The organism is Rhodoferax sp. GW821-FHT07G04, assembly GCF_059418585.1.
Window position 1 is genome coordinate 112,688 of record NZ_JBWKQD010000003.1, and the last position, 25,738, is coordinate 138,425.

At 62.6% G+C, this 25,738-nt stretch carries 23 protein-coding genes; 12 read left to right on the forward strand and 11 right to left on the reverse strand.

Translation table 11 applies throughout. The features are described from left to right. Nucleotides 1-17: 17 nt before the first annotated feature. Nucleotides 18-764, reverse strand: a complete 747-nt coding sequence (locus tag AC07OO_RS17815; protein ID WP_495083473.1) for a TerC family protein — start codon at nt 762-764, stop codon at nt 18-20. A 187-nt stretch (nt 765-951) separates the two neighbouring features. Here AC07OO_RS17815 and AC07OO_RS17820 point away from each other — a divergent pair, with 187 nt between their 5' ends. Together AC07OO_RS17820 and AC07OO_RS17825 are read left to right on the forward strand one after the other, a co-directional pair. Then, complete coding sequence (locus AC07OO_RS17820; protein ID WP_495083474.1) at nt 952-1,518, forward strand: TetR/AcrR family transcriptional regulator; 567 nt, start codon at nt 952-954, stop codon at nt 1,516-1,518. Nucleotides 1,519-1,570: 52 nt separating this feature from the next. Next, on the forward strand, nt 1,571-2,338 hold the full coding sequence (locus AC07OO_RS17825; RefSeq protein ID WP_495083475.1) for an SDR family NAD(P)-dependent oxidoreductase: 768 nt from the start codon (nt 1,571-1,573) through the stop codon (nt 2,336-2,338). 4 nt (nt 2,339-2,342) lie between these two features. On the opposite strand, the gene AC07OO_RS17830 is transcribed toward AC07OO_RS17825, so the two are convergent. Beyond that, nucleotides 2,343-3,278, reverse strand: coding sequence for a DUF2145 domain-containing protein (locus AC07OO_RS17830; protein WP_495083476.1), 936 nt, complete (start codon nt 3,276-3,278; stop codon nt 2,343-2,345). Then, the gene (locus AC07OO_RS17835; protein ID WP_495083477.1) at nt 3,268-3,732 is read right to left on the reverse strand and encodes a hypothetical protein; all 465 of its coding nucleotides are present in this window, start codon (nt 3,730-3,732) and stop codon (nt 3,268-3,270) included. The genes AC07OO_RS17830 and AC07OO_RS17835 overlap by 11 nt, the downstream gene beginning before the upstream one ends. A 204-nt stretch (nt 3,733-3,936) precedes the next feature. On the opposite strand from AC07OO_RS17835, the gene AC07OO_RS17840 reads away from it, so the two are divergent. The 4 genes from AC07OO_RS17840 to AC07OO_RS17855 all read left to right on the forward strand — a co-directional run bounded on the left by AC07OO_RS17840 (nt 3,937) and on the right by AC07OO_RS17855 (nt 8,392). Next, on the forward strand, nt 3,937-4,395 hold the full coding sequence (locus AC07OO_RS17840) for a PA2169 family four-helix-bundle protein (RefSeq protein WP_495083478.1): 459 nt from the start codon (nt 3,937-3,939) through the stop codon (nt 4,393-4,395). 69 nt (nt 4,396-4,464) lie between these two features. After that, nucleotides 4,465-6,621, forward strand: coding sequence for an acyl-CoA dehydrogenase (locus AC07OO_RS17845; protein ID WP_495083479.1), 2,157 nt, complete (start codon nt 4,465-4,467; stop codon nt 6,619-6,621). A 129-nt stretch (nt 6,622-6,750) separates the two neighbouring features. Then, nucleotides 6,751-7,254 carry an arsenate reductase/protein-tyrosine-phosphatase family protein gene (locus tag AC07OO_RS17850; RefSeq protein ID WP_495083480.1) on the forward strand — a complete coding sequence of 168 codons (504 nt, stop codon included), beginning with the start codon at nt 6,751-6,753 and terminating at the stop codon, nt 7,252-7,254. Between the two features lie 106 nt (nt 7,255-7,360). After that, on the forward strand, nt 7,361-8,392 hold the full coding sequence (locus tag AC07OO_RS17855) for a transporter (RefSeq protein WP_495083481.1): 1,032 nt from the start codon (nt 7,361-7,363) through the stop codon (nt 8,390-8,392). A gap of 12 nt (nt 8,393-8,404) precedes the next feature. Here the strand turns inward: AC07OO_RS17855 and AC07OO_RS17860 are convergent, their stop codons facing one another. The 3 genes from AC07OO_RS17860 to AC07OO_RS17870 all read right to left on the reverse strand — a co-directional run bounded on the left by AC07OO_RS17860 (nt 8,405) and on the right by AC07OO_RS17870 (nt 11,306). Continuing rightward, a complete protein-coding gene (locus AC07OO_RS17860) occupies nt 8,405-9,883 on the reverse strand; it encodes a C13 family peptidase (RefSeq protein ID WP_495083482.1) in 1,479 nt (492 codons plus the stop codon). Between the two features lie 65 nt (nt 9,884-9,948). After that, nucleotides 9,949-10,341 (reverse strand): VOC family protein, encoded by a 393-nt coding sequence (locus tag AC07OO_RS17865; RefSeq protein WP_495083483.1) that lies wholly within the window; start codon nt 10,339-10,341, stop codon nt 9,949-9,951. Between the two features lie 158 nt (nt 10,342-10,499). Beyond that, entirely contained in the window at nt 10,500-11,306 is an 807-nt protein-coding gene (locus tag AC07OO_RS17870) for a PRC-barrel domain-containing protein (protein ID WP_495083484.1), read from the reverse strand. Nucleotides 11,307-11,478: 172 nt separating this feature from the next. On the opposite strand from AC07OO_RS17870, the gene AC07OO_RS17875 reads away from it, so the two are divergent. Further along, on the forward strand, nt 11,479-11,700 hold the full coding sequence (locus AC07OO_RS17875) for a hypothetical protein (protein ID WP_495083485.1): 222 nt from the start codon (nt 11,479-11,481) through the stop codon (nt 11,698-11,700). 10 nt (nt 11,701-11,710) lie between these two features. On the opposite strand, the gene AC07OO_RS17880 is transcribed toward AC07OO_RS17875, so the two are convergent. Then, nucleotides 11,711-13,324, reverse strand: a complete 1,614-nt coding sequence (locus AC07OO_RS17880) for a diguanylate cyclase domain-containing protein (protein ID WP_495083486.1) — start codon at nt 13,322-13,324, stop codon at nt 11,711-11,713. Nucleotides 13,325-13,708: 384 nt separating this feature from the next. Continuing rightward, nucleotides 13,709-15,808, reverse strand: coding sequence for an oxidoreductase (locus AC07OO_RS17885; RefSeq protein WP_495083487.1), 2,100 nt, complete (start codon nt 15,806-15,808; stop codon nt 13,709-13,711). Between the two features lie 186 nt (nt 15,809-15,994). Between AC07OO_RS17885 and AC07OO_RS17890 the strand changes: the two genes are divergently transcribed. After that, a complete protein-coding gene (locus AC07OO_RS17890) occupies nt 15,995-16,324 on the forward strand; it encodes a DUF7709 family protein (protein ID WP_495083488.1) in 330 nt (109 codons plus the stop codon). Nucleotides 16,325-16,357: 33 nt separating this feature from the next. Here the strand turns inward: AC07OO_RS17890 and AC07OO_RS17895 are convergent, their stop codons facing one another. Further along, nucleotides 16,358-16,828 (reverse strand): cupin domain-containing protein, encoded by a 471-nt coding sequence (locus AC07OO_RS17895; protein ID WP_495083489.1) that lies wholly within the window; start codon nt 16,826-16,828, stop codon nt 16,358-16,360. A gap of 205 nt (nt 16,829-17,033) precedes the next feature. Then, nucleotides 17,034-17,441, reverse strand: coding sequence for a DUF5071 domain-containing protein (locus tag AC07OO_RS17900; protein ID WP_495083490.1), 408 nt, complete (start codon nt 17,439-17,441; stop codon nt 17,034-17,036). Between the two features lie 322 nt (nt 17,442-17,763). Between AC07OO_RS17900 and AC07OO_RS17905 the strand changes: the two genes are divergently transcribed. Then, nucleotides 17,764-19,251 carry a M61 family metallopeptidase gene (locus tag AC07OO_RS17905; RefSeq protein ID WP_495083491.1) on the forward strand — a complete coding sequence of 496 codons (1,488 nt, stop codon included), beginning with the start codon at nt 17,764-17,766 and terminating at the stop codon, nt 19,249-19,251. 156 nt (nt 19,252-19,407) lie between these two features. Here AC07OO_RS17905 and AC07OO_RS17910 read toward each other — a convergent pair whose 3' ends face one another. Then, the gene (locus AC07OO_RS17910; protein ID WP_495083492.1) at nt 19,408-20,307 is read right to left on the reverse strand and encodes a LysR family transcriptional regulator; all 900 of its coding nucleotides are present in this window, start codon (nt 20,305-20,307) and stop codon (nt 19,408-19,410) included. 91 nt (nt 20,308-20,398) lie between these two features. On the opposite strand from AC07OO_RS17910, the gene AC07OO_RS17915 reads away from it, so the two are divergent. The 3 genes from AC07OO_RS17915 (at nt 20,399) to AC07OO_RS17925 (ending at nt 25,730) form a co-directional block, all read left to right on the forward strand. Further along, entirely contained in the window at nt 20,399-21,409 is a 1,011-nt protein-coding gene (locus tag AC07OO_RS17915; RefSeq protein ID WP_495083493.1) for a zinc-binding alcohol dehydrogenase family protein, read from the forward strand. A 195-nt stretch (nt 21,410-21,604) separates the two neighbouring features. Then, a complete protein-coding gene (locus AC07OO_RS17920; protein ID WP_495083494.1) occupies nt 21,605-22,267 on the forward strand; it encodes a DNA-3-methyladenine glycosylase I in 663 nt (220 codons plus the stop codon). Nucleotides 22,268-22,337: 70 nt separating this feature from the next. Next, nucleotides 22,338-25,730, forward strand: a complete 3,393-nt coding sequence (locus AC07OO_RS17925; protein WP_495083495.1) for a response regulator — start codon at nt 22,338-22,340, stop codon at nt 25,728-25,730. Nucleotides 25,731-25,738 lie beyond the last annotated feature (8 nt).

Here is a 25,738-nt window from a genome sequence, read left to right on the forward strand (position 1 = left end):
CTGGGGTGCTGGAGGACTCAGGCCCCGCTTTTCAAGGCCTTGCGTTTGGAGCGGGCGCGGATATTGAGTACCTCCACGCCCAGCGAGAACAGCATGGCCACATAGACATAGGCCTTGGGCACATGCACATCAAAAGCTTCGGCAATCAGCAGTGTGCCCACCATGGTCAGGAAGGCCAGCGCCAGAACCTTGATCGAGGGGTGGTTGTCGACGAATTCGCCAATGGGCTTTGCTGCAAACATCATGACCGCGACCGAGGCAATGACGGCAGCCACCATCACACCAATCTTGTCCACCATGCCCACGGCCGTGATCACCGAGTCCAGCGAAAACACAATGTCCACAATGCCGATTTGCACAATCGTCCCCCAGAACAGGGCGGCTCCGGTCTTCAGATTGTCTTTGTCGGTTTGGACTTCATCCGCTTCACGGGCTTCCACTTCCATGAAGATTTCATGGGAAGCCTTGTAAATCAGGAACAGCCCGCCGCCCAGCAGAATGAGATCGCGGCCGCTGATCGCCTGGCCCAGTGTGGTGAACAGCGGGGCGGTCAGCGTCATGACCCAGGTCAGGCTGAACAGCAGCGCAATGCGCGACACCATCGCAAAGCCCATGCCCAGGCGGCGGCCCAGGTCGCGGCTTTCGGGTGGCAGGCGTCCCACCAGAATGCTGATGAAGATGATGTTGTCTATGCCCAGCACGATTTCCAGTGCCGCCAGCATGAAGAAGGCAATCCAGGTGTTCGGGTCAGTTAGTAGTTCCATGGCACAAGCACCGCAAATAAAGGGGGCCAGTCTAGTGGGCCGCGGGTGTTTGCAGGCCCCAAATCGGCCAGGAGTCCTCAGCGGTCTTGAGGAATTGCGCTTGACGGGCGGAGCCTGTTGGCTCTGGAATGCGCCGTCTTTTTTAAAAACAACGACTACCTTCCATTAGGTAGGTTATACTTTCCCTATGGACACCAAAGAGCACATCCTTTCCAGCGCGCAACGTCTGGTGCAACAGCGCGGCTTCAACGGCTTCAGCTATGCCGATGTTGCCGACGAGGTGGGCATACGCAAGGCCAGCCTGCACCACCACTTTGCCAGCAAGACGGACCTGGGTGTGGCCTTGGTCGAGGCCTACGCGGCGCAGTTTGACGAGCGGCTGGCGGGCATTGAGCGCAGTGAGGGCTCCGCCCTGGACAAGCTCAAAGCCTATGCGGCCATTTACCGCACCACCCTGGACCATGAACGTATTTGCCTGTGCGGCATGCTGGCCGCCGAGGTGCTGACGCTGGATGCCGCCATGCTGCCCAAGCTCAAAGGATTTTTCAACCGCAATACCGAATGGCTGGCCCAGTTGTTGGCCGAAGGGCGCTCACAAGGGGTTTTCGCTTTCGAAGGTGCCGCGGCCGACCACGCCCGAGCCGCATTGTCCATGCTGCAGGGCGCCTTGCTGGTGTGCCATTCCAGCGGCGACACCGATGCCTTCGATCGTACGGTGGCGATTTTGGTCCATGGTTTTATGAGGAAGGGCTGACCTTTTTTTTAGCCCATAAAACTACCTACTAGTAGGTTAATAGGAGTGTTAAATGAAGCAAAATTTTTCCGGCAAAAGCGCATTGGTCATCGGGGGCTCCAGCGGCATAGGCCGCGCCGTAGCCCATCGCCTGGCCGATGCCGGCGCAGAGGTGTTGGTGGTGGGCCGCAGTACGCAGAAACTGACCCGCACGGCAGTGGAGCGCGAGGCGTCCATCGGCACGCTGCAGGCGGACATCACTACGTCGGCGGGATTGCAGGCGCTGACGGAAGCCGTGCAGTCGCGCAGCCAGCCCTTTGATCTGTTGGTCAATGCGGCCGGCGTGTTTTCGCCCAAGGCCTTTCTGGACCACAGCGAGGCCGATTACGACAGCTACCTCGCCATCAGCAAAGCGTTGTTCTTCGCCACACAGGCCGTTGCGCGGCGTATGGTCGCGGTGCAACGCGGGGCGATTGTCAACATCGGCTCCATGTGGGCCCAGCAGGCCATCCTGGCCACACCTTCATCGGCCTACTCGATGGCCAAGGCCGGCATCCATGCGCTGACGCAGCATCTGGCGCTGGAGCTGGGCGTGCACCACATCCGCGTCAATGCGGTCGCGCCGGCCGTGGTGGACACGCCGGTCTATGACAGCTTTGTACCGCGTGAGCAGCATGACGCGGTGCTGGCTAGCTTCAACGCCTTCCACCCGCTGGGCCGCATTGGCCAGTCCTCGGATGTGGCTAGCGTCGTGGCCTTCTTGTTGTCTGACCAAGCCAGCTGGGTGACCGGTGCGGTGTGGAACGTGGACGGCGGCGTCATGGCCGGGCGCAACAGCTAGGGCTTCACTGGGGCTGGGGAACGGCCAGTGCCAACACGGTGTCGCCCGCGTCCGGTTGGCATCCGCCAGCAATGGCACCCCAGCCCCGGTGCACCACAATGTGCCTTGGCGTGTAGCACAGCTCAATGCGCTGGGTATCAGGCAGGCGTTGGTGCACAAAAGCTTCAATTGAGGCGGGCATGCTGACCAGGTACTGGGCCTTGGCGATATTGGCTGGCGGGTGATCGTCCGTATGCAGCCATGGCAAACGGCCAGCCAGCCATGCCAGGGAACCCCACACCAGATCAAAGGTGCTGGCGGTATAGCTCTGGGCGCGCAACCACGCTTGCGCCTGCGCGCGTGCGTCATCGCCCTCTGGTGCGGGGGTGCCCCAGGCTTGCGCCATCAATTCAATCAGCCACTGGTTGCAATTTTGGTAGCGCTGGCTGAAGGCGTAGGCATTGGCGCTGTAGGTGCCACCCAAAAGGCGCAGGGCTTGTTGTTCGTCCAAAGCCATGCGTTCCAGTGCTTGTTCCGCATCTGGCGGCAGCAGCAGGACCGAGACATAGCCCTCGGCCGGGTCCAGCGCACCCATCACAAAGCCGGACATACCCTGGTCAAAAATGCGGGGTCGGCTTTCGTCGCAAGCGTAGTACAACTGGCGCACCGACCAGGGAATGCTGGGGCTGGCTTTGAGGCTGATACCGGCGTGGGAATAGCGGTGGTCAAATCGTTGCAAGGCCAGGCCGGAGCGGGCCACGATGGCAGCGCTGTGGCCGGAGCGCTCCAACTCCGCCTTGACCACGGCCGCGACCTGTATCAGGCGGTCTTGCGTGGCCGCGCTGGGCTCGGTCTGGCCCTGGCAATAGTTCAGCGAACTGGCCCATGCGCCCTGCACGGCCAGGCCATAGACCGCAACCCACATTGCGCGCCCCGCTGCGTGCAGCAGCTTAGACGCCAAGCGGGCGGCTTTGCAGCTCACCAAACCACGCGTCGTCCAGCACCAGGAAGAAGGGCGTGGCGGCCTGCCCTGCGGGATTCAGCGTCGTAAATGCCAGGCCATAGGGCCGGTGCTCGGCCGAGATGACCTGGCCAACAGCCAATTGCCCGCGCTCGGCGGCTTGCCGCGGCAGCAACAGGAAAAATTCGTTGCTGGCGCCCGGTGCCGGCATAACCGCCTGCAACTGCACGCGCAGCATATCGGGCTGCTGTGCCACGGCCACCATGTCCACCACGGTATAGGGGCCCTGGGCCACCTTGTCCTTGTTGGAGGAACTGTTGCTGGACTTCTCTATGGATGCCGACGAACTGCCAACAGAAGTAGACGATGCGCTGGAAGCCGAAGAGGTGCTGTCAGCCCATGCAGGATGGCCGGCCAGCGCCCATGCTGCGACCAGGGGAAGGGTGGCTTTCATTAGGTGGTGCATAGAAGGCATTGCGGTTAGTTAGTGGGGGCAAGACCCGGTGCGGGAAAAAACTGGCGCAAGGATAGCCGCAATGCCCCACCCCGCGCAATGTGTGATGTTGCACAGACCCCAAACCACGGGCTGCCTACATTGGACTGGTGGCGCGGCATATCTCGCTTGCGTTGCTTTCTTCTCAACCCGAAAGGACTTTGTATGAACGAAACCATTTTGAAACCTACCGAAGTGATCAACGCTTTGAATGGGCTCATTGAACTCAACCGTGATGGCCAAAAGGGCTACCAAGAGGCCGCTGACAAGATTGACCTGCACCAGACCAAGACCTTCTGCCTGGAGCAAAGCCGTGTGCGGGCGCACTTTGTCGGTGAACTGCAAGCCCTGGTGCATGGCCTGGGTGACGAGCCGGAAAACACGGGAACCGTTACCGGTGCGCTGCGGCGCGGCTGGATGGACCTGAAGGCCGCGTTGGGCGGTGACGACCACGCCATCCTGTCCGTTGTCGAATCCAGCGAAGACCAGGCTGTGCGTGAGTACCAGAAGGCGCTGGGCAAGGCTTTGCCTGCCAATGTGCGCGACATCGTTCAACGCCAGAGCAATAGCGTCAAGCAGGCGCACGACACCATCCACGTGATGCGGGACCGCGTGAGCATCTAGCCAGCCACGCCATACCTGCCTCGGCGCTGCGGCGTGCGCGCCGGCAAGGGCTAGCGGAGTCACACCACGATGAATCCTTTTGCCCTTACTGTCGGTCGCATGGCGATGGCGCCGTTTGCCCGTGCGCTGCCCAACTTGGGGCCCACCGAGCGCGCTGCACTGGAGGCGGGCACGGTGGGCTTTGAAGGGGCATTGTTCACGGGCCGCCCCAATTTCGACGATCTGCGTGCGCGCGGCATCAACCACCTTACGCCGCAGGAGCAACACTTTTTGGCGCAAGACGTCTGCATGCTGAACGCGATGCTGGACGAATTCGCCATCGACGAGGCAGGCGATCTGCCGCCCGAAGTCTGGGCTTTCTTACGCGAACACAAGTTCTTCGGAATGATCATCCCCGTGCGATACGGTGGTCTGGGCTTTCGCCACTACGCCCATGCCAGCGTGGTCGCACGCATCGCCTGCGTCAACGTGCCTGCGGCCGTGACGGTGATGGTGCCCAATTCACTGGGGCCGGCCGAACTGCTGCTGCGCTATGGCACGGCCGCCCAAAAAGACCATTACCTGCCCCGACTGGCCGATGGGCGGGAGCTGCCGTGCTTCGCGCTGACAGCACCCTATGCGGGCTCGGATGCCGCGTCTATCCCTGATACCGGTGTGCTGACCGTGCGTGAGCACAATGGGCGCAGGCAGCGGGGCTTTGTCTTGAACTTTGACAAGCGTTACATCACGCTGGCACCGGTGGCAACCGTGGTGGGCCTGGCGTTTCAGGCCATAGACCCCACGCTGTCGGAAGGTCGGCAGCAAATGGGCATCACCTGTGCTTTGATTCCGGTGCCCACCGAGGGCATGGAGATCGGCCGGCGGCACTCGCCGATGCGCTCGGCCTTCATGAACGGCCCGGTGCGGGGTACCGAAGTCTTTGTGCCCATGGACTGGATCATTGGTGGCGAGGAGCAGATCGGCAAGGGTTGGTCCATGCTGATGGAGTGCCTGGCCGCCGGGCGCGCCATCTCGTTGCCCGCGCTGGGCTCGGCGATGCAGCAGACCAGCTTGTTTGTCGCCAACGGCTATGGGCAAATCCGCGAGCAGTTTGGCCTGCCCGTCGGCAAATTCCATGCGGTGGCCGCCACTGTGGCGCGCATGGCCTTGGCCCTGTACGCCAGTGACGCGGCCCGGCGCTACACGGCAGCGGCACTGGACGCTGGCGAGCAGCCCAGCCTGGCCAGCGCCATGCTCAAGGTGCAACTGACGGAAGCCGGCCGCCGCGCAGTGAACGACGGCATGGACATACTGGGCGGCAAAGGCATCATGCGCGGCCCGCACAACCTGCTGGGTGTGGCCTACCGGCATGCGCCCATTGCTATCACCGTGGAGGGGGCCAACCTGCTGACCCGGGCCCTGATCACTTTTGGACAGGGGGCCGTGCGCTGCCACCCCTATGTGCTGCGCGAAATGGATGCCGTGCAGGCGGGTGATGCGTCTGCCCTGGGCAGCGCGCTGCTGTCCCATCTGGCGCAGGGGGTGCGCAACACCATGCGGGGGTTGCTGGGTGCGCGCGTCGTGGGTTCGCCGCCGGTGGATCTGCGCCCGCAGACCGCACAGATTGCACGGCTGTCGGCCCAGTTTGCGCTGGCGGTGGATCTGGCCATGGGCCTGCTCGGTGGCAAGCTCAAGCGGTTGGAGTTGCTGTCGGCCCGGCTTGGCGATGTGTTGTCGGCGCTGTACCTCGCCTCGTGCTGCGTGTGGCGTTACCAGGCAGATGGTGATGTTGCCTTGCTGCCAATCGCCCGTGCCGCGATCCAGATGCAATTGGCTGGGGCGGCTCAAACGCTGCGCGGACTGTATGCCAACCTGCCCGGTTGGCCGGTCGGATTGCTATCCCCGGCCCTGCAGGGTGGCATGCACCACTTGGCCATGCCCGATGACCGCACGCTGTTGGCCGTAGCGGAGTCGCTGCGCAGTGATGCACGGCTCATGCCGCGCCTGTGCCCCGACCTGGGGCGACCCAAAGCCGGTGGCCTGTTGGACTTGATGCTCGCACTGGAGGCCGCCAAAACCCTGGGGGATGCAGAAATGGCGACACTGAACCGCGCGCTGCGCAGCGGCGAGGCGCCGAAGACGGTTGCGGCCTTGTCACGCGATCCCGTCGCGGCACTGGCCTACCTGCTGGCGGCCGACCGGGTGATCCAGGTGGACGACTTTGCGCCCGGCCAAGCCCACAGCTGAACGGCGGTTCACGCGTCAGTGATGCCTTTGGGTTGCAAGTGCTTAGGAAAAATAGGCCGCTAGCCCTCGTCAAATATGTGTGTTCCGCTATCAAAAGCATAGTCAATATTCAGCCGCTAAGATGGCCGCATGTACAGCTCTGATGAATCAGCGGTGTTATTTGTGTCGCGTGACAATGCGGGCAGAAGCCTGCTGGCCGAGGCCTGTTTGCGGCACCTGGGAAAATCCCGTTTCCGGGCCTACTCCTGCGGGTTGCCGGCCTTGTCCACTGGGCAAGCCAGCGAGTGGACTTTGCTGGCACTGAAGACAACCGGCATTGCCACCGATGGCCTGCAGTGCAAAGGCTGGGGCAAATTCACCCGCAATGGCGCACCGCGCATGGACTACGTGATTGCGCTGGACGAAGAAACCAGCTACCAGCACCCCATCTGGCCCGGCCAGCCGCAAACCGCCGTCTGGGCGTATCCGCCCTTGGTGGCTGGCAAGGGTGCACCGGGTGTGGACGTGGGGTTGGCCACGCTGCAAACCCTGCATTCGCTACGCCGGCGCATCGAGCTCTTGGTAAGTCTGCATGCCCGAGGCGTCAAGGGGGCGGACCTGCGTGACGACCTGCGCGATATGGCCCATCTGTAATGCGGTGGGCTGGTGCTTGTCTGGCGGTAGCGTGGCACCGCCCGCGTCATGGCCACGACACAATTGACCGCCATACTGAAAAGTTTATCCAGCAAAGCCACATACCATGCCCACAACCCTTGCCACCACCTATGGCGCCGATGCGTCGGGGCTGATCTGCGGCTTCCAGTTCGATGCCAATGGCAAAGGCCTGCCCATTGATACGCAGCAGGCGCTGCAATGGCTGGCGCCAACGGCGGGGCAGGGCGATGCGGAGACCCCGGCCGGCTTTGTGTGGCTGCATTTCAATTTGGCGCACAGCGCCACGGAGAAGTGGTTGCGCGACAACGTGCGGCTCTCCGATGTCTTCCATGAATCCCTGAAAGACGGCACGCAGTCCACGCGCGTGGAATTGGACGACGACATGCTGATCGCCGTCGTCAATGACGTGCACTACGACTTCGCCTTTGAGCCCAGCGACATTTCCACGATGTGGCTGTCAGTCGGCCCGCGGCTGGTGGTCAGCGCGCGCCTGCAACCCCTGCGCTCTATCGACCGGCTGCGCGATGCTGTCAAGCGCGGCGCGCCGCTGCGTTCGTCGGTGGATTTGCTGGTGCACTTGATGCATGACCAGGGCGACGTCTTGGTTGGCATCGTGCGCACCACGACCGCGGGAGTGGATGAGATCGAGGACAACCTGCTGTCTGGCCGCCTGGAGAAAAAGCGGGCTAACCTGGGCGCGCTGCGCCGCCTGCTGGTGCGGCTGCAGCGGCTGCTGGCACCCGAGCCCGCCGCGCTGTTTCGCCTGCTGAAGCTGCCGCCCCACTGGATGGACGAAGAAGACGTGGAAGACCTGCGCCAGTCCACCGAGGAATTCAACGTGGCCCTGAGCGACATGGCGGCGCTGCAAGAGCGCATCAAGCTGCTGCAGGAAGAAATCGCGGGCCGTGTGGCCGAGGCCAACAACCGCAGCCTCTATGTGCTGACCATCGTGACCGTGCTGGCCCTGCCCATCAACATCATTGCCGGCCTGCTGGGCATGAATGTGGGGGGCATCCCCCTGGCGGACAGCCCCCACGGTTTCTGGACCGTGGTGGCCATCATCATCACCTTCACTCTGATTGCCGCGTGGATCGCGTTCAAGCGGCCACGCGACTGAGCCTGGCGTCGGTTACTGCGCCAGCTTGCGCTCGCGCTCCAGCTTGGCCAGTACGCCGCGTATGCCGTGGCCCACGGCGATCTGCGGATTGGAGAAGCCGTCCTCCTTGTTGCCTTCGATCTCGCGCTGCCGGATGATGGGGCCGGCCGCTGCAAAGGCCTCTTCAAACGAATAGGTCTGGCGCAATTGCTCGTCAAACAGGGCGCGGCCAAAGAAGGTGAGCTCCGAGCGGCTGCCGCAGCCATACGAGGTGTGGGTGGCATCGGCGGCTGTCATCACCAGCGTGCTGTCACTGGCCAGCGGCTCCACCCAGCCACCCGAGAAGCAGGCCGACACCGCGATGACCCGGTTGCGCACACCCACGCTGTCCAGCATGTCGCGCAGCATCTGCGGCGTCAGCTCGGCCACATCCAGCGGCGGATGCTGCGTGGCGAGCTTGAAGTCCGAACCGCCGTGCGAGCTGAGGTAGACCACCAGCACATCGTTCTCGCGGTCCATCTGCCGGGCCAGGGCCTGCAGGCTGGCGCGCAGGTTCTGGTTGGTGGCCCAGGGGATGCTGTCGGTGACCGCGGGATGGTTGACCAGTTGCACCACATGGCCCTGGGCGCCAAAGCGCTCTTGCAGCACACCGGCCACCATGGCGCTTTCGCGCACAAACACGCTCTGGGCATAGGGGGCATAGACCAATCCGAACACATTGATGCGGTCCGCCTGCCGTGGCGTGATGGCGCCTAGCGCATCGGCCAGCAGGGCCTGCTGGTCTTCAAAAACTTCCTGGCTTAGCGTCAGGGTTTCGGATGCGTTGGGAGTGGCTTCCGTGGCCTCCTGGTCGGCATAGTCGGCTTGCCAGGGCCGGCTGTCCAGCTGCACCGTGGAGAAGCCCTCAATCAGCAGCACGCCGACGATGACCCAGGTCTGCGCCACGCGGGCGCTGGTCACCGCGGCTGTGACCCGCCAGGCCACCAGCATCAACCACACCCAGACCAGGGCATAGAGCAGCCAGGCCAGCCAGGTGCCCTCCGTCCACCAGCCAGGCAGCATTTCGCGGGCGGACAGCGCAGTGAGCAACACACCTGCGGCCGACATCGGCACGCCAGCCACGCTCCACAGGCCGAACCACGCGGGTACCGGCGCCGGGTGGGCCTGAGGTGCGCGGGGATCTCCACTCAAGCTGGCCCAGACCAGAAAGACCAGGAAGCCTGCGGTACACAGCGGGTAGATCCAGCCCAGCAACTGGAAGCTGGCAGCGCCGGGCACCTCCAGCCGCGCCATCGCCAATTGCGCCAGCGCAGACAGTGCGATCAGCCAGAACAACTGGGCCCGGTTGGGGCTGGCACGCCCGATATGGGGCGCCAGGCATGCGGCGGCCCGCAGGCCCGCGGCGGTCCATTGCAGAAAATTCAGCTGCGCGGGGGGCTGTGGTGCCGGAGGTGGTGGCGGCGGCTCGGCAGAAGCGGGATAGGCGTGTGGCGCGTCGATCGGGTCTTGCATGGAAAAGGACTCAACTACGGTGGGCAATGCAGGTGCGCATTGTCTCCGACGCTGCCCTCCGGTCCTCAGGGCGCGCTGATACGCAGTTGCAAGACATTGCCTTCGGGGTCGAATCCGTCACAGGCACGAAAGCCGCGGGCTTCCCACTCGTGCTCCACCGGGTTCAGGCCACCGCCGAGTTGCGCGGCCACGGTGCGGGCCTGTGCAAGGTCTTGCACCGTGAAGAAGAGCTTGATAGCGGTCTCGGTGCGCCGCTCGGGCGGGGTGGTGATCTCAAAGCTATCAGCAATGTGCTGGGGGATCGCATGGACCACGAGCTGCAGGCCCTGTGCTTCCAGTACGGCATGGTCCGGCTCGCGGTGCACCACGGCCATGGACAGCAGGGATTCGTAGAACGCGGTGAGCCGGTTCAGGTCTTTGGCGAAGATGACGGCACCGGGCTTGGGGTTGCTTGCCATGGGAGACTCCATTGCTTGAGGGGTGAAATGGCGTTTTCGCCAAAACACCTTAAGCATAACTGGCATTCAGCCCTTGCCGAATATGCACGAGTAGCTATTGAAAGGATAGCATTCATTCCCGGCTGGTCTGGGCTTGCCAGCCGGCCGCAGGCCCATGGTCACTCCATGAATTCAGCGGGTACCACCTCGCGCGCGTGCTCCCGTTCCCAGTAGTTGGGGCGGCCATAGTGGCTGTAAAGCTCCAATTCATGGCTGCGGTTCAGGTCGGCGGTCGACTCGTAGCGCGGGCTGTTTCGGATGGTGGTGCGGGTCAGGTTCACGGTGAGGCTGGAGTCCGCCCAATTCACGTTCGTGATCCACTCCGGTGGGATCAAGACGCGGTTGCCTATCCACCAGTTGCTGGTGTCGATGACCATGTAGCGAATCGCCCAGGTGGCCTCGTCCACCAGCATGCTTTGCAGGTGACCAATGTCGCCATCGCTGGCATGGATGTGGTAGCCCATCACGGCCTGGCAGCTGCGCAGGTGCGGGTCGCTCTGGCTTTGCTGGCGCGCGCGCTCGGCCAGCGCATGCAGTTCTGCGGCGTCGGAGCGGTCGCTCTCCAGCGGGTAGTAAAGCCCATCACCCCAATAGCTGTCTGCGCCCCAGTAGTAGGGGTAGCGGTAGTAGTCCGCATAGGCGGCCTCATGTTGGCGTGAGACCGGCATATTCGTATCGATGTCCGGGCTGTTCTTGACCTGCTCACGGGACAGGCTGACCGCAAGGCGTTTGTGTTCCCAGTCGGCGCGCTGCACCGCATAGGGGGAGATCAGCACTTTGCGGCTGGTCAGCCAAGTGCCGGTGTCCACCACCAGGTAGCGGACCACCCAGGATTTGTCGTCAAAGAAGATGTCAGTGACTTTCCCGACCTCGCCATCGCTGGCCCCAATGGTGTAGTGCTTGAGTTCCTGCATGTTTCGCAGCATGGTGCATTCCCCCTCTTTGCATCGCTATCTGGATGCACTCCATGATGGCTGTGCGCCTGGGTTTGATCTGTGCGTCGGCACACAGAAAATGCGCCGCAGTCTGGGCAGACTGGGTTTTCCATCAGGGCGGGCAGCCCCCCGTTTTGAGAAACCTGTTGCGGAGAGAAAAACCATGAAGCACATCACACACTGCGCCCGTATCACCACTCCCATGCCCTATGTTGCCTTGGGTGGACGCGTGCGAAACATCCCCATCGGCCCCTGCCTGATCGAATCGGTGGGCAAGCGCTCCTTTGATATCGTCTGGGGACCCGACGGCCAGAACTTTGTGTCCATGCCCTTGGAAGTCATTGAGACGGCACGCGACGACGGCCGCCTGGTATTGCTGGACTGAAGGCTGGCGCTCAGTACGTGGAATGAAATTGAAAATTGTTGCGTCCATCTTCCTTGACGCGGTACATCGCGGCGTCGGCGTTTCGCAGCAGCTCGTCCACCTCGGTACCGTCTTGCGGGTAGCGGCCTATGCCTATGCTGGCCGTCACATGCAGTTCGTGGCCGGCCAAATGGTGCGTCGGGTTCAGCACAGCGCGTAGCTTGCGGGCGATCTTGGACACTTCGTCCTGCGGGCTGTAGTCTTCGACCAGGATCACGAACTCATCCCCGCCAATGCGGGCCACCAGATCGCCCTCGCGCACACACTGGCGCACGCGGGCGGCGACTTCTTGCAGCAGCAGATCGCCGACGCGGTGGCCGTAGTGGTCGTTGACCTCCTTGAAGTGGTCCAGGTCCACAAACAACACCGAGAACGTTCCGTTTTTTCGCTTGGCGCGGTGCAGCGTACGGTTCAGCGTGTCCATGAACATCGAGCGGTTGGGCAGCCCGGTCAGCTCATCATGGAAGGCACGGTGGCGCAGCTCTTCCTGGGCCTGCTTGCGTTCGTCGATGTTGTTGAGTGCGGTCAACAGGCATTCCTGTCCACCCAGCACCAGGCGCTGCGACGACAGCAGCACCCAAAAGGCCTTGCCATCGCGGTCTTGCAATTGCACCTCCCAATCGCGCACACTGCCGTGCGTGCGCAGGGCATCCACAACCCGGGCACGCTCCTCGCGGTTGACATAGAAGTCGGGTGCTACCAACACCCCCAGTTCGGCGGGGCTGATCTTGAACTGGGCCAGCGCCCGGGCATTGGCATAGGTGACCAAGTTCTCCGGCAGGCTGACGATGATGATGGGCAAGGGGGCAAACTGCAGCAGGTCGCGCAGCTGCTTTTCGTTGTCGACCAAGGCCTGGTGGTAGCGCTCGTTTTGCTGCACGATGCGGCGCGACACCAGGTAAGCGACCAACAGCAACACCGTAACCGTCAACAGCATCACGTAGCGCAGCACGGCGTTGGAGCGGCGTGAGATCTGCCCCAGTGAGAACGAGAACTCGTCTTCCAGCGGTGTCAGTTGCGCGTTGATATCGGCCAATTGCGCCAGAAAGCTGCGCTGGGTCTCTGGGTTCAGACCGGTTTGCTGTTGCGCGGCGGCTTGTATCGTTGCACCCAATGCGATCAGTTGGTCGATGTGTACATCGGCCGCCGTCCAGACGGCTATGGCACGGTCCAGCTCAGGCAGCGTGCGAAATGTGCGGTAGAGGCGGATCATGCCGTCTATGTCTTCCGGGTGGTTGCGGCCCTGCAGAAAGCCTTGGGCGGCAAGCTCCATATTGGGTATGGGTTTCTCCAGTTCCAACCGGGCCTGGCGGTCGCCCAGGCTGACCTTGAGGGCGTCTTGAAAGGCTTGGTAGTCCTGGGGTCTGTGGTCCGACGCATAGCGTGACAGCGCCATCACAGCATCTTTTTGCGATTTGGACCACAGGCCCTCGCCCCCCACATAGGCGCGGGCGGCGGACATCAGGCCAAAGCTGAAATACGCGAAGGCCAACAGCCCCGCCACCAGCGCGACGAAGATCCACACAATCATCAACAGGCGCCGGCTGTTGCCGACCGGTGACAAGGCCCTGGCGTTTTGTAGCATGCATCCCCCTGGCCGGTCTTGCGCGGCTGCGCACAGTGTTCCGACCCGTGTCAGTTGAAAACTCTATTGCACGCGTGTATGGCCAACCCGGCGAAGCCGCTGCCCCACAATGCGCTGCGATACCAACCAACGACGGTTATTTTTGGATACCTGTGCTCCGGTGGGAGCTCTGTGTGGGTATTTTCAGCAATTTATCCACTTGCGCAACACCTGCAAGCCAAGTCGTTTGTCTCAAAGTGTTGCGCCTGTCCGCGGGCGCGTGCAACGCGCAGGATCGCAAGCATGCTCGACCGCCGATGTGTGTTTCCGCACAGACTTTTCAAGCAATGACTGGGTGTTGAGATTCCAAGTGGCGATTCGCATTGATAGGTATAACCAGTGCTGTCAGATAAAGCTCATCATTTCTCGCCTAAAGGCCGCTGTATCCAGAGCCGCCATATCCCCATCCATCTCCCGCGCAGCCCTGTGCCCTGCATATACGGCAGCCGCCACCGTGCCCGGTGCGAAGGCATCCCCCACACACTGCACCGTCTTGACCCCCGCGCCCTGCCACTCGGTTTGCCGAGCTTGTAGTGCGGTAAACAATGCATCCACCGGATCACGCATGGTGACCAGCAACAGGCTGGCGCACTGCAATGGCGTGCGGGCATCGGTGTAGGTGTTGGCCAGCTCCACCTGCAAGCCTTCTGGCGCGGCGGATACGCTGGCGATGGATGTAGTGGTGTGGATCTGTACCCCCATCTTCAACAGCCCAGCCTGAATGCGCTGCTGCTCCATCGTCATATCGGTGAACTCAGACACTTTGACCGATGGCGTGACCAAGTGCACCTCCAGCCCTTGCTTGCGCAGCCGCTCGGCCAAGGCCCCAGCCATGTAGTAGTGGTCGTCGTCATAGATGAGCACGGGGGAGGGCAGTGTTACACCGGCAAATACATCATCGGGGCTAAATACCTTGGGCGCCACATCGGTGTGCGCGATGCCGACTATGGCCACGCGGTGCTGGCGTCCCAGACCGTCCTTGCGCCAGCGGGCGCCGGTGGCGATGAAGACACGGTTAAAGCCGAACTCCAGCACCTCGTCCGCGCCCAGGCGGCTATCCAGGTAGAGGTTGACGTTGGTCATCTTCTGGATCTGCAACATGCGGTGGTCGGCCACGCGCATCCAGGTGGCCAGGCCGGGCAGGGCGGCATCATTTATCAGCCGGCCGCCGACGCGCGTGCCGGCATCGGCCAGTGCGACCTCGTAGCCCCGTTGGCCCAAAGCGCGGGTCAGCTCCAGCCCGGTGGGGCCGGCGCCCACAACCAACACCGTGTCTTGGGACAGTGCGAGGGCAATACGCTCGGGGTGCCAACCCTTGCGCCACTCTTCACCCATGGTCGGGTTTTGTGTGCAGCGGATTGGCACACACAGGTTGTCGCCGGTCACGCAGATGTTGCAGCCTATGCATTCGCGGATATCGTCAAAGCGGCCCTCGGCAATCTTGTTGGGCAAAAATGGGTCGGCAATCGAAGGGCGCGCGGCACCGATCAAATCCATGACGCCGCGTTTGATGGCCGACACCATGGCGTCGGGCGAGGTGTAGCGGCCCACACCAACCACCGGCTTGGTGGTCAGGGACTTCACGTGGGCGATGTACTGCTCCTGGTAGCCCTCTTGCGAGAAGCGTGCGGTCTGGCTGTCGTTGGACCAGTCGGCGATGTTCACGTCCCACAAGTCGGGCAGCTCCGCCAGCAGGGCAATGGCATCGCGGCCTTCGCTTTCGGACGTGATGCCCAGCGGCCCCAGCAACTGGTCCACCGCCAGGCGCACGGCCACGGCGCAACGGTCGCCCACCGCGTCTTTGGTGTCTTCGATCAGCTCGCGCAAAAAGCGCACACGGTTTTCCAGGCTGCCGCCATATTCATCGGTGCGGCGGTTGGTGCGGCGCGAGAGGAAGTGCATGGGCAGGCCCAGGTCGTGCCCCGCATACACATAGACCACATCAAAGCCGGCGTCGCGGGCGCGCAGCGCGGCGGCGCGGTGCCAGCGGCGCACATTGGCGATGTCGGCCTTGTCCATGCTGCGCGCCTGAATGGGGTCGGTCGCCTTGACCGGCGTGTGCGAGGGCGCCATCGGTATCTCGCGGCTGTAGCGGTTGGGTGTGGCGTAGCCGTTGAAGAACAGCTCGGCTCCGGCCAGCGCGCCATGGGCATGGCAGGCGTCGGTCATCAGGCGCAGTGCGGGGATGTCGGAGTCATCCCACAGCCGGCCTTCGAAATGCGGCGCAATTTCAGAGAAGGGGCTGATCTCGATTTCTTCGGTGCAGACTACGCCCCAGCCGCCCTCGGCCTTGACGCCGCGCATGGCGGCCAGCGACTGCGGCTTGCCGTGGCCCATGCCGTTGCAGTGCGGCACCTGGTAGAAGCGGTTCTTGGTTGTAACGGGGCCGATTTGTACCGGCTCAAACAGGATGTCGTAGCGGGAGTCGCGGGGGCTGGTTGTCATATTGGCTTGCAATGCTCTCAATCCGCACAGTGTGCCGGATTTCGGCACCTGCACAGTTTGGGACTGTATGGTCAGCACAGAGGCCCTATGCGTGAACGCGCCCCTTGCGCAATGCGGCGCTGGCCCCAAGTACAGTCCCTGCTTCGCGCGCGAAGCGCAACATTCCTTTGAGAGGACCCTGCACCCATGTCACAAACCCCAACCGACTCTATTGCCGCTCTGGCCAACGTCAACCAAAAAATCCTGGCCGATGGCGAATCACTGCCTGCGGTCACGCTGAAGGATGGCAGCAAGGTGCAGACGGGTACTGTGGCGACCATGCTGGTCAATGTGGGGCTCTACAACCAAGGCGCCCGCGGCGATGTGGAGCGGGAGTTGGAGCTGTCCGTGCCCACGCTGATAAAAGTGGGCCTGTTTGATCTGTTCAGCGTGGACGAGTGGGTTGCCGGCAGCAACCCCGGCCGCCGCTTTGTGGGGCTCAAGGCCCAGGCGTTTCTGGCCCGGCAGGGCGGCTGATCGCCCCATATGGCGGCGTGGCTGGTTGGGGGATCAGTCCACAAACACGGTATCGCCCTGCGGCTGTGGCGGGATCTTGATGGCAATGGCCTTGACCGGGCCCTGAGTCACAATGGTGCCGGCATGGGCCGTGCCTTTGGGGATGATGATCAGCGAGCCGGGCTTGAACTCCTTGCGCTCCGCGCCCAGCCACATGGCGCCGCTGCCTTCGACGATGTACTGGATTTCATCTGTCTTGGGGTGCATGTGCTTGGCGACGTTGCCGGATTGGATGCCAATGGTCGCGTTGTCCGTGGTAACCAGGCCCCTGGCGCGCAACTCGGGGTTGGGGGTGGCGGCCAGGTCGGTGTGCTGCAGGGCCGCCAGGTCAATCACCATGGCTTGCAGGGGTGCCGCCTCGGCGTGCGCATCACCGATCAGATGCTGCGCCATTGGCGACAGCCCCAAGCCGAGGGCGAAGGCGCTGGCAACGGCCAGCAGGACAAAAGATGTAGTGTGGCGCATGGGGAAACTCCTATTAGCGAATGCATGTGAAGGGAAAGTAGTCAAACATACCCAATATGGGGTTTATGGCGACGCTTTGCCGATGTGTAGAGCGAAATGTGCCAATAGCCCTCGTGAAATATGGTTGTGAAGCTTCAAAAAATGTAGCATAGCGTTCCAGTCGCAAGTCCCACGCGCGGGTGCACACGACGCGGTTCGCGGGCCATCAGGAATGGTTGCCGTTGTTGCAGTATTTGCGGAACAGTTCGTCCGCCGTAGTGTGCAGGCCCTCGGCGCGCTCTGCGTCGGTGGGCGTGTCGATCAGGCGCAGCAGGTCTACCGATATGCCGTGCGCCAGTGCCCCCGATTCGCTGACGATGCAATCGAGCACCACCTTCTTCCATTGCTCGTCCTGTGACTGCAGCACATAGCGCACATGGGGCACCAGCGGCGCGCCAATGCGGGCGAGAAAGGGCAGGAACACCTTGGCCACAGGCCAGTTGGCGTCTTCCACCCACTCCAGTATTTCAGCGATGACCGGCTCTACCGCCGGGTAACCCAAGGCCACCAATTTGCTGGCCTTGCTGGTCTCGTCCTTGCTACCGGGTACGAGGTCGGAAAGACTACGGGCCATGGTGGTGGGCGGCCCGGTTGGGCCGCACTGCCTTCTTGTAGTAGTTGACGGTCATAGCTGACTCCTGCTCCAACAAAAAAATCAATTGGGGATGAACCACGGACCACAGGGTAGCTGAATTACCGCCACTTGTGTTGTGCGAACCGCTGGGCGGCTGACGGGCGGGTGCTCCCCTATTTCTGCAATCCAAGCCCGCGTTTTTACCGTTCATCTGTCGGCCATGGGCAGGCTGGCGCAAAGACCTTACAGTGGCGCCCGACTTGCAGCACCGTCGTTGGACTGCAAACAAATAAGCCTGCATGGACTGGAAGGAAACCAAAAAATGATGAACACCCGCTGCGCATTCGGCGCTGCCCTGGCCGCCTGGGTGATAGTGGCCAGCCCCACGGCCTGGGCCGCCTGGGACCAGCAGCCCAACCACTACCACGTCAGCATTGCCAAAGACGGCAAGCGTGCCCATGTGGAGGCCGATGTCTATGTGGAAGGCAATGAGCTGGCCCTGTTTGGCACAGAGATACTGCCCGAGCTGAAAAATGGCCAGGGTGACTTTCTGGAGAACATTGCGGTGCGCGACATGGCCGGCAAGCCGGTTGCGCTGAAGGACAAGGGCGAAGCTGAATACGAGGTGGACGGTGGCGACCGCCGCCTGTTGCTGAGCTACGACGTGCGCCTGGAGCACGACCAACACCGTTGGCCTGGCGGCATTGAAGAGGTGCTGTACCACACCGACGAGGGCATCATGGCCGTGGGCAACAGCCTGTTCCTGGTGCCCGGCGTGGCCATGCCGGGCAAGACCGAAGTGACATTCACCCTGCCCGATGGCTGGCGTGCGCAGACACCGTGGGCGGCGGGCGGCAAGCCGGGCAGTTTCATTGCCGAGACGCGGCGCGAGCTGACCAGCAACGCGATGTTTTTGGGCACGGCGCATGGCGAGCGCTTTATGGCCGGTGGCGTGGAGATCACGCTGGTCATGGGCAAGCGCTATTGGCCGCAAAAGGCTTTGTTCATGGACCTGATGCGGCGCCAGCTGGCGTCGTACCAAAGCCTGTTTGGCGGGCCACCGCGCACCAACCGCTACCTGGTTGTCATCAATGCCGGCGAGATCAGCGACGGCGGCGCTTTTGCCGGCAGCTTCAGCCAGGTCATCAAGGGTGATGCGGACGCCAGCTCCCGCGTGATCTGGGGCCGCATCGTGGCCCATGAACTGCTGCACTTCTGGAATGGCCACACGCTGGTGTCGGCCGAGCCCGCCGACGAGTGGTTCAAGGAGGGCGTCACCGACTACTTGACGCTGGTGACCCTGGTGCGCAACAAGGTCATGGACCGCGACTTTTTGATCAAAAATCTGGAGAACCTGCCGCGCGGCCAGGGCGTGGCCCGCAACCTGATGGGCCTCAAGGGCACGGTGCGCGATGCCGTCAACGACAAGCACCACAGCTGGCTGCTGGTCTACGGCGGTGGCACCATCGCCGGTCTGGCGATGGATGTGGAACTGCGCCGTGCGACGAACAGCAAGATCGGTTTGCCCGAGCTCATGCGCTCGCTGTACGCCGAATTTGGCCAGCCCGGCAAAGCTTTCACCCAGGCCGATCTGGTGCGCCACGGCCGCAAGCTCGCCGGTGTGGACCTGCAGCCCGTGCTGGAGCGCATCGTCAACTCCACGAACCTGCTGGACCTGGAGCCACTGATGGCCGACATCGGTCTGCGCCTGTATCAGTTCGGCATGCTGGAAACCCATCTGCTGCCCGACCCCAAGGCCACGCCTGCGGTGCGCAAGCGGTTTGCAGACATGTTCGGGATGGCGTTGTAGTGGGTGAGTCCCGCCGAGTGGTGGTTAAAGCCGTCTGAAAACCCCAATATAGGTATGTTTGGCGAGGGTTCCGGTATTTTCAAGAAAAATTCGCTTCTAGCCCTCGTCAAATATGACTATGTAGCTATCAAAAGCGTAGCCGTATCAAATCTGCTTTCACACAATTGCCGCAAACTTTTGCGCCAGATAGTCCACCAACGCCCGTACGCGCGTGGGCACGAAGCGGCCGCTGGGCAGCAGGGCGTGCAGGGGGTAGGGCTCGGTTTCCCAGTCGGGTAGCAGGCGCACCAGTTTGCCGTCTGCCAGATCGCTGCGCACGTCGACCGCCGATTTGAGCAGCACGCCCATGCCGGCCAGGGCCCAGTCGCGCGCCAGCGATGCATCGTCCACGCTGCGGTCTCCGTCGACGCGCACCTCGGTCCACTGGCCGTTTTGCGCGAAGCGCCACAGGCGGTGGCGCCGCCCGCCGCGTTCAAAGGTCAGGCAGTTGTGCTGCAGCAGGTCTTGCGGCTTTTGCGGCGCCGGGTGGCGGCTCAGGTAGCTGGGCGCGGCACACAGCACCGGGCTGGTCAAAGCCAGGGTACGCGCCACCAGGCGCGAATCGGGCAGCGTGCCGAAGCGCAGGGCCACGTCCACCTCGTCGCGCACCACGTCCAGTGGCCGGTCGCCCACATTCAGCGCCAATTGCAGGCCGGGATGCAGGGCCAGGAATTCGCTGAACCAGGGCAGCAGCGTGTTGCGCGTCAGGTCGGATGGCGCGGCCACGCGCAGCGTGCCCACCAAGGCCCCGCGGTCCTCAGTGACCTGGGATTCGCCCTCGGCCAGCAGATCGAAGGCACGTTTGGCGTAGTCCAGCAGGGTCTGGCCTTGGGCCGTCAGGCGCATGGCGCGGGTGGAGCGCTCAAACAGCCGCGTGCCCAGTTGCGTCTCCAGCCGCTTGAGCGTGGCGCTGGCGGCTGCGGGGGTGATGCCCAGCGCCCCGGCGGCGCCGGTCAGGCTGCCACTGCGGGCGGTGTGGATCAGCACATTCAAATCGGCCACATTTTCAATTTTCATTTGTAAATGATACTTTTATATTGAACTTATCAATATTGGTTTGCCAATTTACAGTTGCGGCTTCGCTACTTTTTATTCCTGAGGATCTCCCATGAAAGCCGTTGCCTACTTCCAAGCCCTGCCCATCAACAACCCTGAAGCTCTGCAAGACGTTGAGCTGCCCGCACCCGTGCCCGGCGCACGCGACCTGCTGGTGCGCGTCAAGGCCATCTCCGTCAACCCGGTGGACACCAAGGTGCGCGCCAGCTCGGCGCCCGCGCTTGGCCAGAGCAAGGTGCTGGGCTGGGACGCGGTAGGCGTGGTCGAAGCGGTGGGCAGCGCGGTCACCCAGTTCAAGGCGGGTGACCGCGTGTACTACGCCGGTTCCATCACCCGCCCTGGCGCGAACAGCGAATTGCACCTGGTGGACGAGCGCATTGCCGCCAAGGCCCCCAGCTCCTTGACCGACGCCCAGGCCGCCGCGCTGCCACTGACCACCATCACCGCCTACGAACTGCTGTTTGACCGGCTCAAGGTGGCCAAGGGCGGCGGTGCGGGCCAGACGCTGCTGGTCATTGGCGGCGCAGGCGGGGTGGGCTCTATCCTGATCCAGCTGGCGCGGCAGTTGACGCAGCTCACCGTCATTGCCACGGCCTCGCGCGCCGAGACGCGCCAGTGGTGCCTGGACCTGGGCGCCCACGCCGTCATCGACCACGCCAAGCCCTTGGCCGCCGAGCTGAAGGCCGGTGGCTTTGGCCAGGTTGACTATGTCGCCGGACTGACGCAAACGCCGCAGCACTATGCGCAAATCATTGAAAGCCTGAAGCCCCAGGGCGCCCTGGCCGTCATCGACGATATGCAGAACCTGGACCTGATGCAGCTCAAAGGCAAATCCATAGCGCTGCACTGGGAGATGATGTTCACCCGCTCGATGTTCGAGACGCCCGACATGGGTGAGCAGGGCAAGCTGCTGGCCGAGGTTGCCGTACTGGTGGACGCGGGCCGCGTGCGCACGACTGTCAATGCCAATTACGGGACCATCAACGCTGCCAATCTGCGCAAGGCGCATGCGCTGATCGAGAGCGGCAAGGCCCAGGGCAAGGTGGTGCTGGAAGGGTTTTAAGCCACCGCCGGGCGCACCCTCGTGTGCGCCCCAGGCAGGAGAATCTGCATCTTCCAAAGTACGCCGGGCACACCGCTTATACTGTAATTAATAACAGTATTTGTTTTCCCGGAATCCAACGGTATGGTCTGTGCTGGGCGCATCACAACGCTTGGCATCAGAACTGTTGGCCGTTCTATCTTTTGGAAATGCTTCATGCTCGACGACACCACCGCGCCAACCGGACTTTTCACCGATGACCAGCAGGTCACCCGTTGTGTGTGGTGCCGCGCAACCCCCCACTACCAGCACTACCACGACCAGGAGTGGGGTGTTCCGGTCCACAATGACGAGCGCTTGTTTGAGAAAATCTGCCTGGAAGGTTTTCAGGCCGGCCTGAGCTGGCTGACGATCCTGAACAAGCGCGAGTCGTTTCGCAAAGCCTTTGCCGATTTCGACATGGATAAGGTCGCGCAGTTTGGCGACGCCGATGTCAAGCGCCTGCTGCTCGATGCTGGCATCGTGCGCCACCGCGGCAAGATCGCGTCCACCATCAACAATGCCCAGCGGGCCCAAGAGTTGCGCAAGGAATTCGGTTCGTTGGCCGCGTATTTTTGGCGATTTGAGCCGCCGGCGGCCACGCGGCCTAGCCAGATCACGCGGCAGACCATGGCCGGCGTGACCACATCACCGGAGTCCATCGCACTGTCCAAGGATCTGCGCAAGCGCGGATGGAGCTTTGTGGGCCCCACCACCATGTACGCCTTCATGCAGGCCATGGGCCTGGTTAATGACCACCTGGAAGGTTGCGGGGCCCGTGAAAGGGCCTTTGCAGCACGTTTGGCATTCACGGTGCCGGCAGCAGCCGACAGCGGTTGAGCGGGAGCTGTCGGCGCAGTAGCAGACCTGGCATCCTTCGCGCAACCACCAGCCTGAGCCCAGGTCGTTCATGCAAACACAAGCAACGTCGTTGGAACAGAAGTTTTTCTCCTGGCTTGCCAGCGGGGTGCTGATTGCGCTGGTCATTGTCACGGGCCTGGTGGTTTATGGGTTGAGTCAAAGCCGAAGCCAATACATTGAGAGCGCACAGGAATCGTCCAAGACGCTGGCCGATCTGCTGCAGGCCAATCTGTATGCCAGCACCCGCGACATCGATCTGACCTTGCGCCAGGCCGAGGCCGAGTTCCGTCGGTTGCATGCGCAGCAGCGATTCGACACCGAAAGCTTCAGCGCCTATGTGCGCAGCCTGAAGGAGCGCATACCCGACGCCACCTCGATACGCGGCGCCAATGCGGAGGGCCAGGTGGTCTATGGCGAGGGTATTGATGCGGCCCGCATCGTGCAGTTGACCGCCAATGCCACGGGTAAGGAAATCTTCGAGCACACGCAATCCGAGCAGGGCGTGGTGTTTGGCTTGCCGGCCAAGTCCCGCATCACCGGGCTGTGGGTGCTGCCTGTGGCGCGTGCCTTGCGCTTTGAAGACGGCCGCTTTGGCGGTGTGGTGTATGCCAACACGAACATCGACCAAATTGCCAATATGTTCGCTGCGCTGAGCGCAGGCACCCATGGCGAAATCACTCTGTTTGACCCGCAGCGGCGTGTCTTGCACCAGTCCCCGGCATCGGAAAGTACCAAGGCTGGCGCCCTGTTTGCGGTGGACCCTGTCAAAGTGCGCAACGCGATGGCGGGCCAGGCGGTGGCAACTTATCTGAGCGAAGCCAATGGGGCTGGCCCGCAGCGCATGGTGAAACTCAACGCCATCTCGCCCTATCCGGTGCTGGTGTCGGTGGAGCAGAGCCTGGACAGTGTGCTGGCGCAGTGGCAGCAAAGGGCGCGCTTGGCGGCCTTGTCGGTGGCGACGCTGTATGCGATGGCCGGCCTGTTGTTGCTCGCAATCCGGCGCTCCATGCACCGCCAGCAAATGGCCCAAGACCAGGTGCAACGCCAGACCGAGTTGCTGGACGAGGTGATCAACCAACTGCCCTTTGGTGTGGTGGCCTATGACGCGCAGCGCACCATGCGTTTGTGCAATCGCAAGTTTGCCGAGTTGCTGCACTTCCCGCAGGAACTGCTGCAGCGCGATGCACTGAATTTTTCCGAAGTGGCGGCCCACGCGTATGCCCGCGGCGATTTTGGCTTTGGCGAAACGCTGGAGGTCTTGATGAGCCGCTATGTGGACATGATGGAGTCGCGTCAGACCGTCGTGCTGGAGCGGCAGTTGATCCAAGGCACTTACATCGAAATCCGCGGCATGCCCATCTATTCCGATTGGACGCTGCTCACCTATACCGACATTAGTGCGCACAAGGCGTCCGAGCATTCGCTGCAGATGGCGCGCGAGGCCGCCGACGCGGCCAACCGGGTCAAGGGTGAATTCCTGGCCACGATGAGCCACGAAATCCGCACCCCGATGAACGGCGTGCTGGGCATGCTCAAGCTGCTGCAGCACACCGAATTGTCGCGGCGCCAGTTGGACTACGCCAGAAAGGCCGAAGGCGCAACGCATGCGCTGCTGGGCATCATCAACGAGATACTGGATTTTTCCAAGGTCGAGGCCGGCAAGCTTGAATTGCACAACGAGCCCATGGTGCTGGGCGATCTGATGCGGGACCTATCCAGCATTCTGTCTGCCAATGTGGCCAACAAGGACGTGGAGGTCTTGTTCGCGCTGGCGGCCGATGTGCCCCCGGTCTTGGTGTGCGATGCCCTGCGGCTGCGCCAGATTCTGCTCAACCTGGCTGGCAATGCCATCAAGTTCACTGAGCAGGGTGAGGTGGTGCTGGGCATCCGCGTGCTGGAGCGCACCGTGGATCAGGCCACGCTGGAGTTCTCGGTGCAGGACACGGGCATTGGCATACCTGCCGACAAGGCGGAGCATATTTTCGAGGCCTTCAGCCAAGCGGAGTCGTCGACGACACGCCGCTTTGGCGGCACGGGCTTGGGTCTGGCCATCAGCCGGCAATTGGTCGCTCTGATGGGCGGCAGTTTGTCGCTGAGCAGCGTGGTGGGGCAGGGCAGTCGGTTCTATTTCAGTGCGTCGTTTGCCCTGGATACGGATGCGGCAGTGCCCCTGCCCCAAGTGCCGGCGGGACCCGGGCTGCACGTGTTGATCGTTGACGACAACGCTCTGGCGCGCGAGATCTTGCTGGGCATGGCCGCACCCATGGGCTGGATCGTCACCGCGCTGGACAGCGGCGAGGCGGCTATCCAGTGTCTGGCCGCCGCCGATGCACCAGGCTATGACTTGGTGCTGATGGACTGGCGCATGCCGGGCATGGACGGTTGGGAGGCCACGCGCCAAATACGCAAGCTACAGCACAACGGCAAACAGCCCGTGGTCATCATGGTCACCGCCGTGGGGCGCGAGACCTTGGCCGAAAAGGCCAAGCATGAAACCGCATTGCTGGATGGCTATCTGGTCAAGCCCATCACGGCGTCCATGCTGTACGAGGCCGCAGCTGATGCCCTGCAGGCAAAGGCCGGCGTGCGCCTGCAGCCGGTGCCGCAAGCCACGGGCGAGCGTCTGAGCGGCCTGCGCCTGCTGGTGGTTGAAGACAATCGCTTGAACCAACAGATTGCACAGGAGTTGCTGCAAGGCCATGGCGCCCAGGTCGATATCGCCGTCTGCGGGCTCGACGGTGTGTCACAAGGCTTGGCCGCGCAGCCACCCTTCGATGCGATTCTGATGGACATGCAAATGCCCGATATCGATGGCCTGGAGGCCACACGCCGCCTGCGCAACCACACCGCCATGCGCCGTGTGCCCATCATCGCGATGACGGCCAATGCCCTGCCATCAGACAAGCAGGCGTGCATGGACGCGGGCATGGTGGACCACGTGGCTAAACCCTTTGATCTGGAACACTTGGTGACTACGATTCTTCGGCATGTGCGCCGAGAATTGCCTTTGCCCCCACGTACGGATCGTGGTGCTGGCGCACAGCAGGGGTCTGCAAGCGCTGCAGCCGTCGACAATGGGGTGACGGTAGATGTGCAAGCGGCATTGGCGCGTCTGGGCGGTAGCCGCGGCTTGTATGACAAGGTCGTCCAATCCTTCCGCGAAGAAGCTGCCCAGTGCCTGTCCGAATTGCGCGACTTGTTGGCCGCATCCCGCTACCACGACGCCCTGCGCAGCGCGCACACGCTCAAGGGCCTGGCAGGTACGGTGGGGGCCGTGGGCTTGGCGTCGCAGGCCGCACAGGTCGAAGCGGCGCTGTGTGCATGGCAGGACGCGGCTGCTGCCGATATTGCTTCTGCCGCTGGCCATTCGGCCATTGCCGGGTTGTTGCCACAGTTGGCAGAGTCGCTGAAACAAACCTTGGGCGCTTTGGACAGCGTGTAACAGTCAGG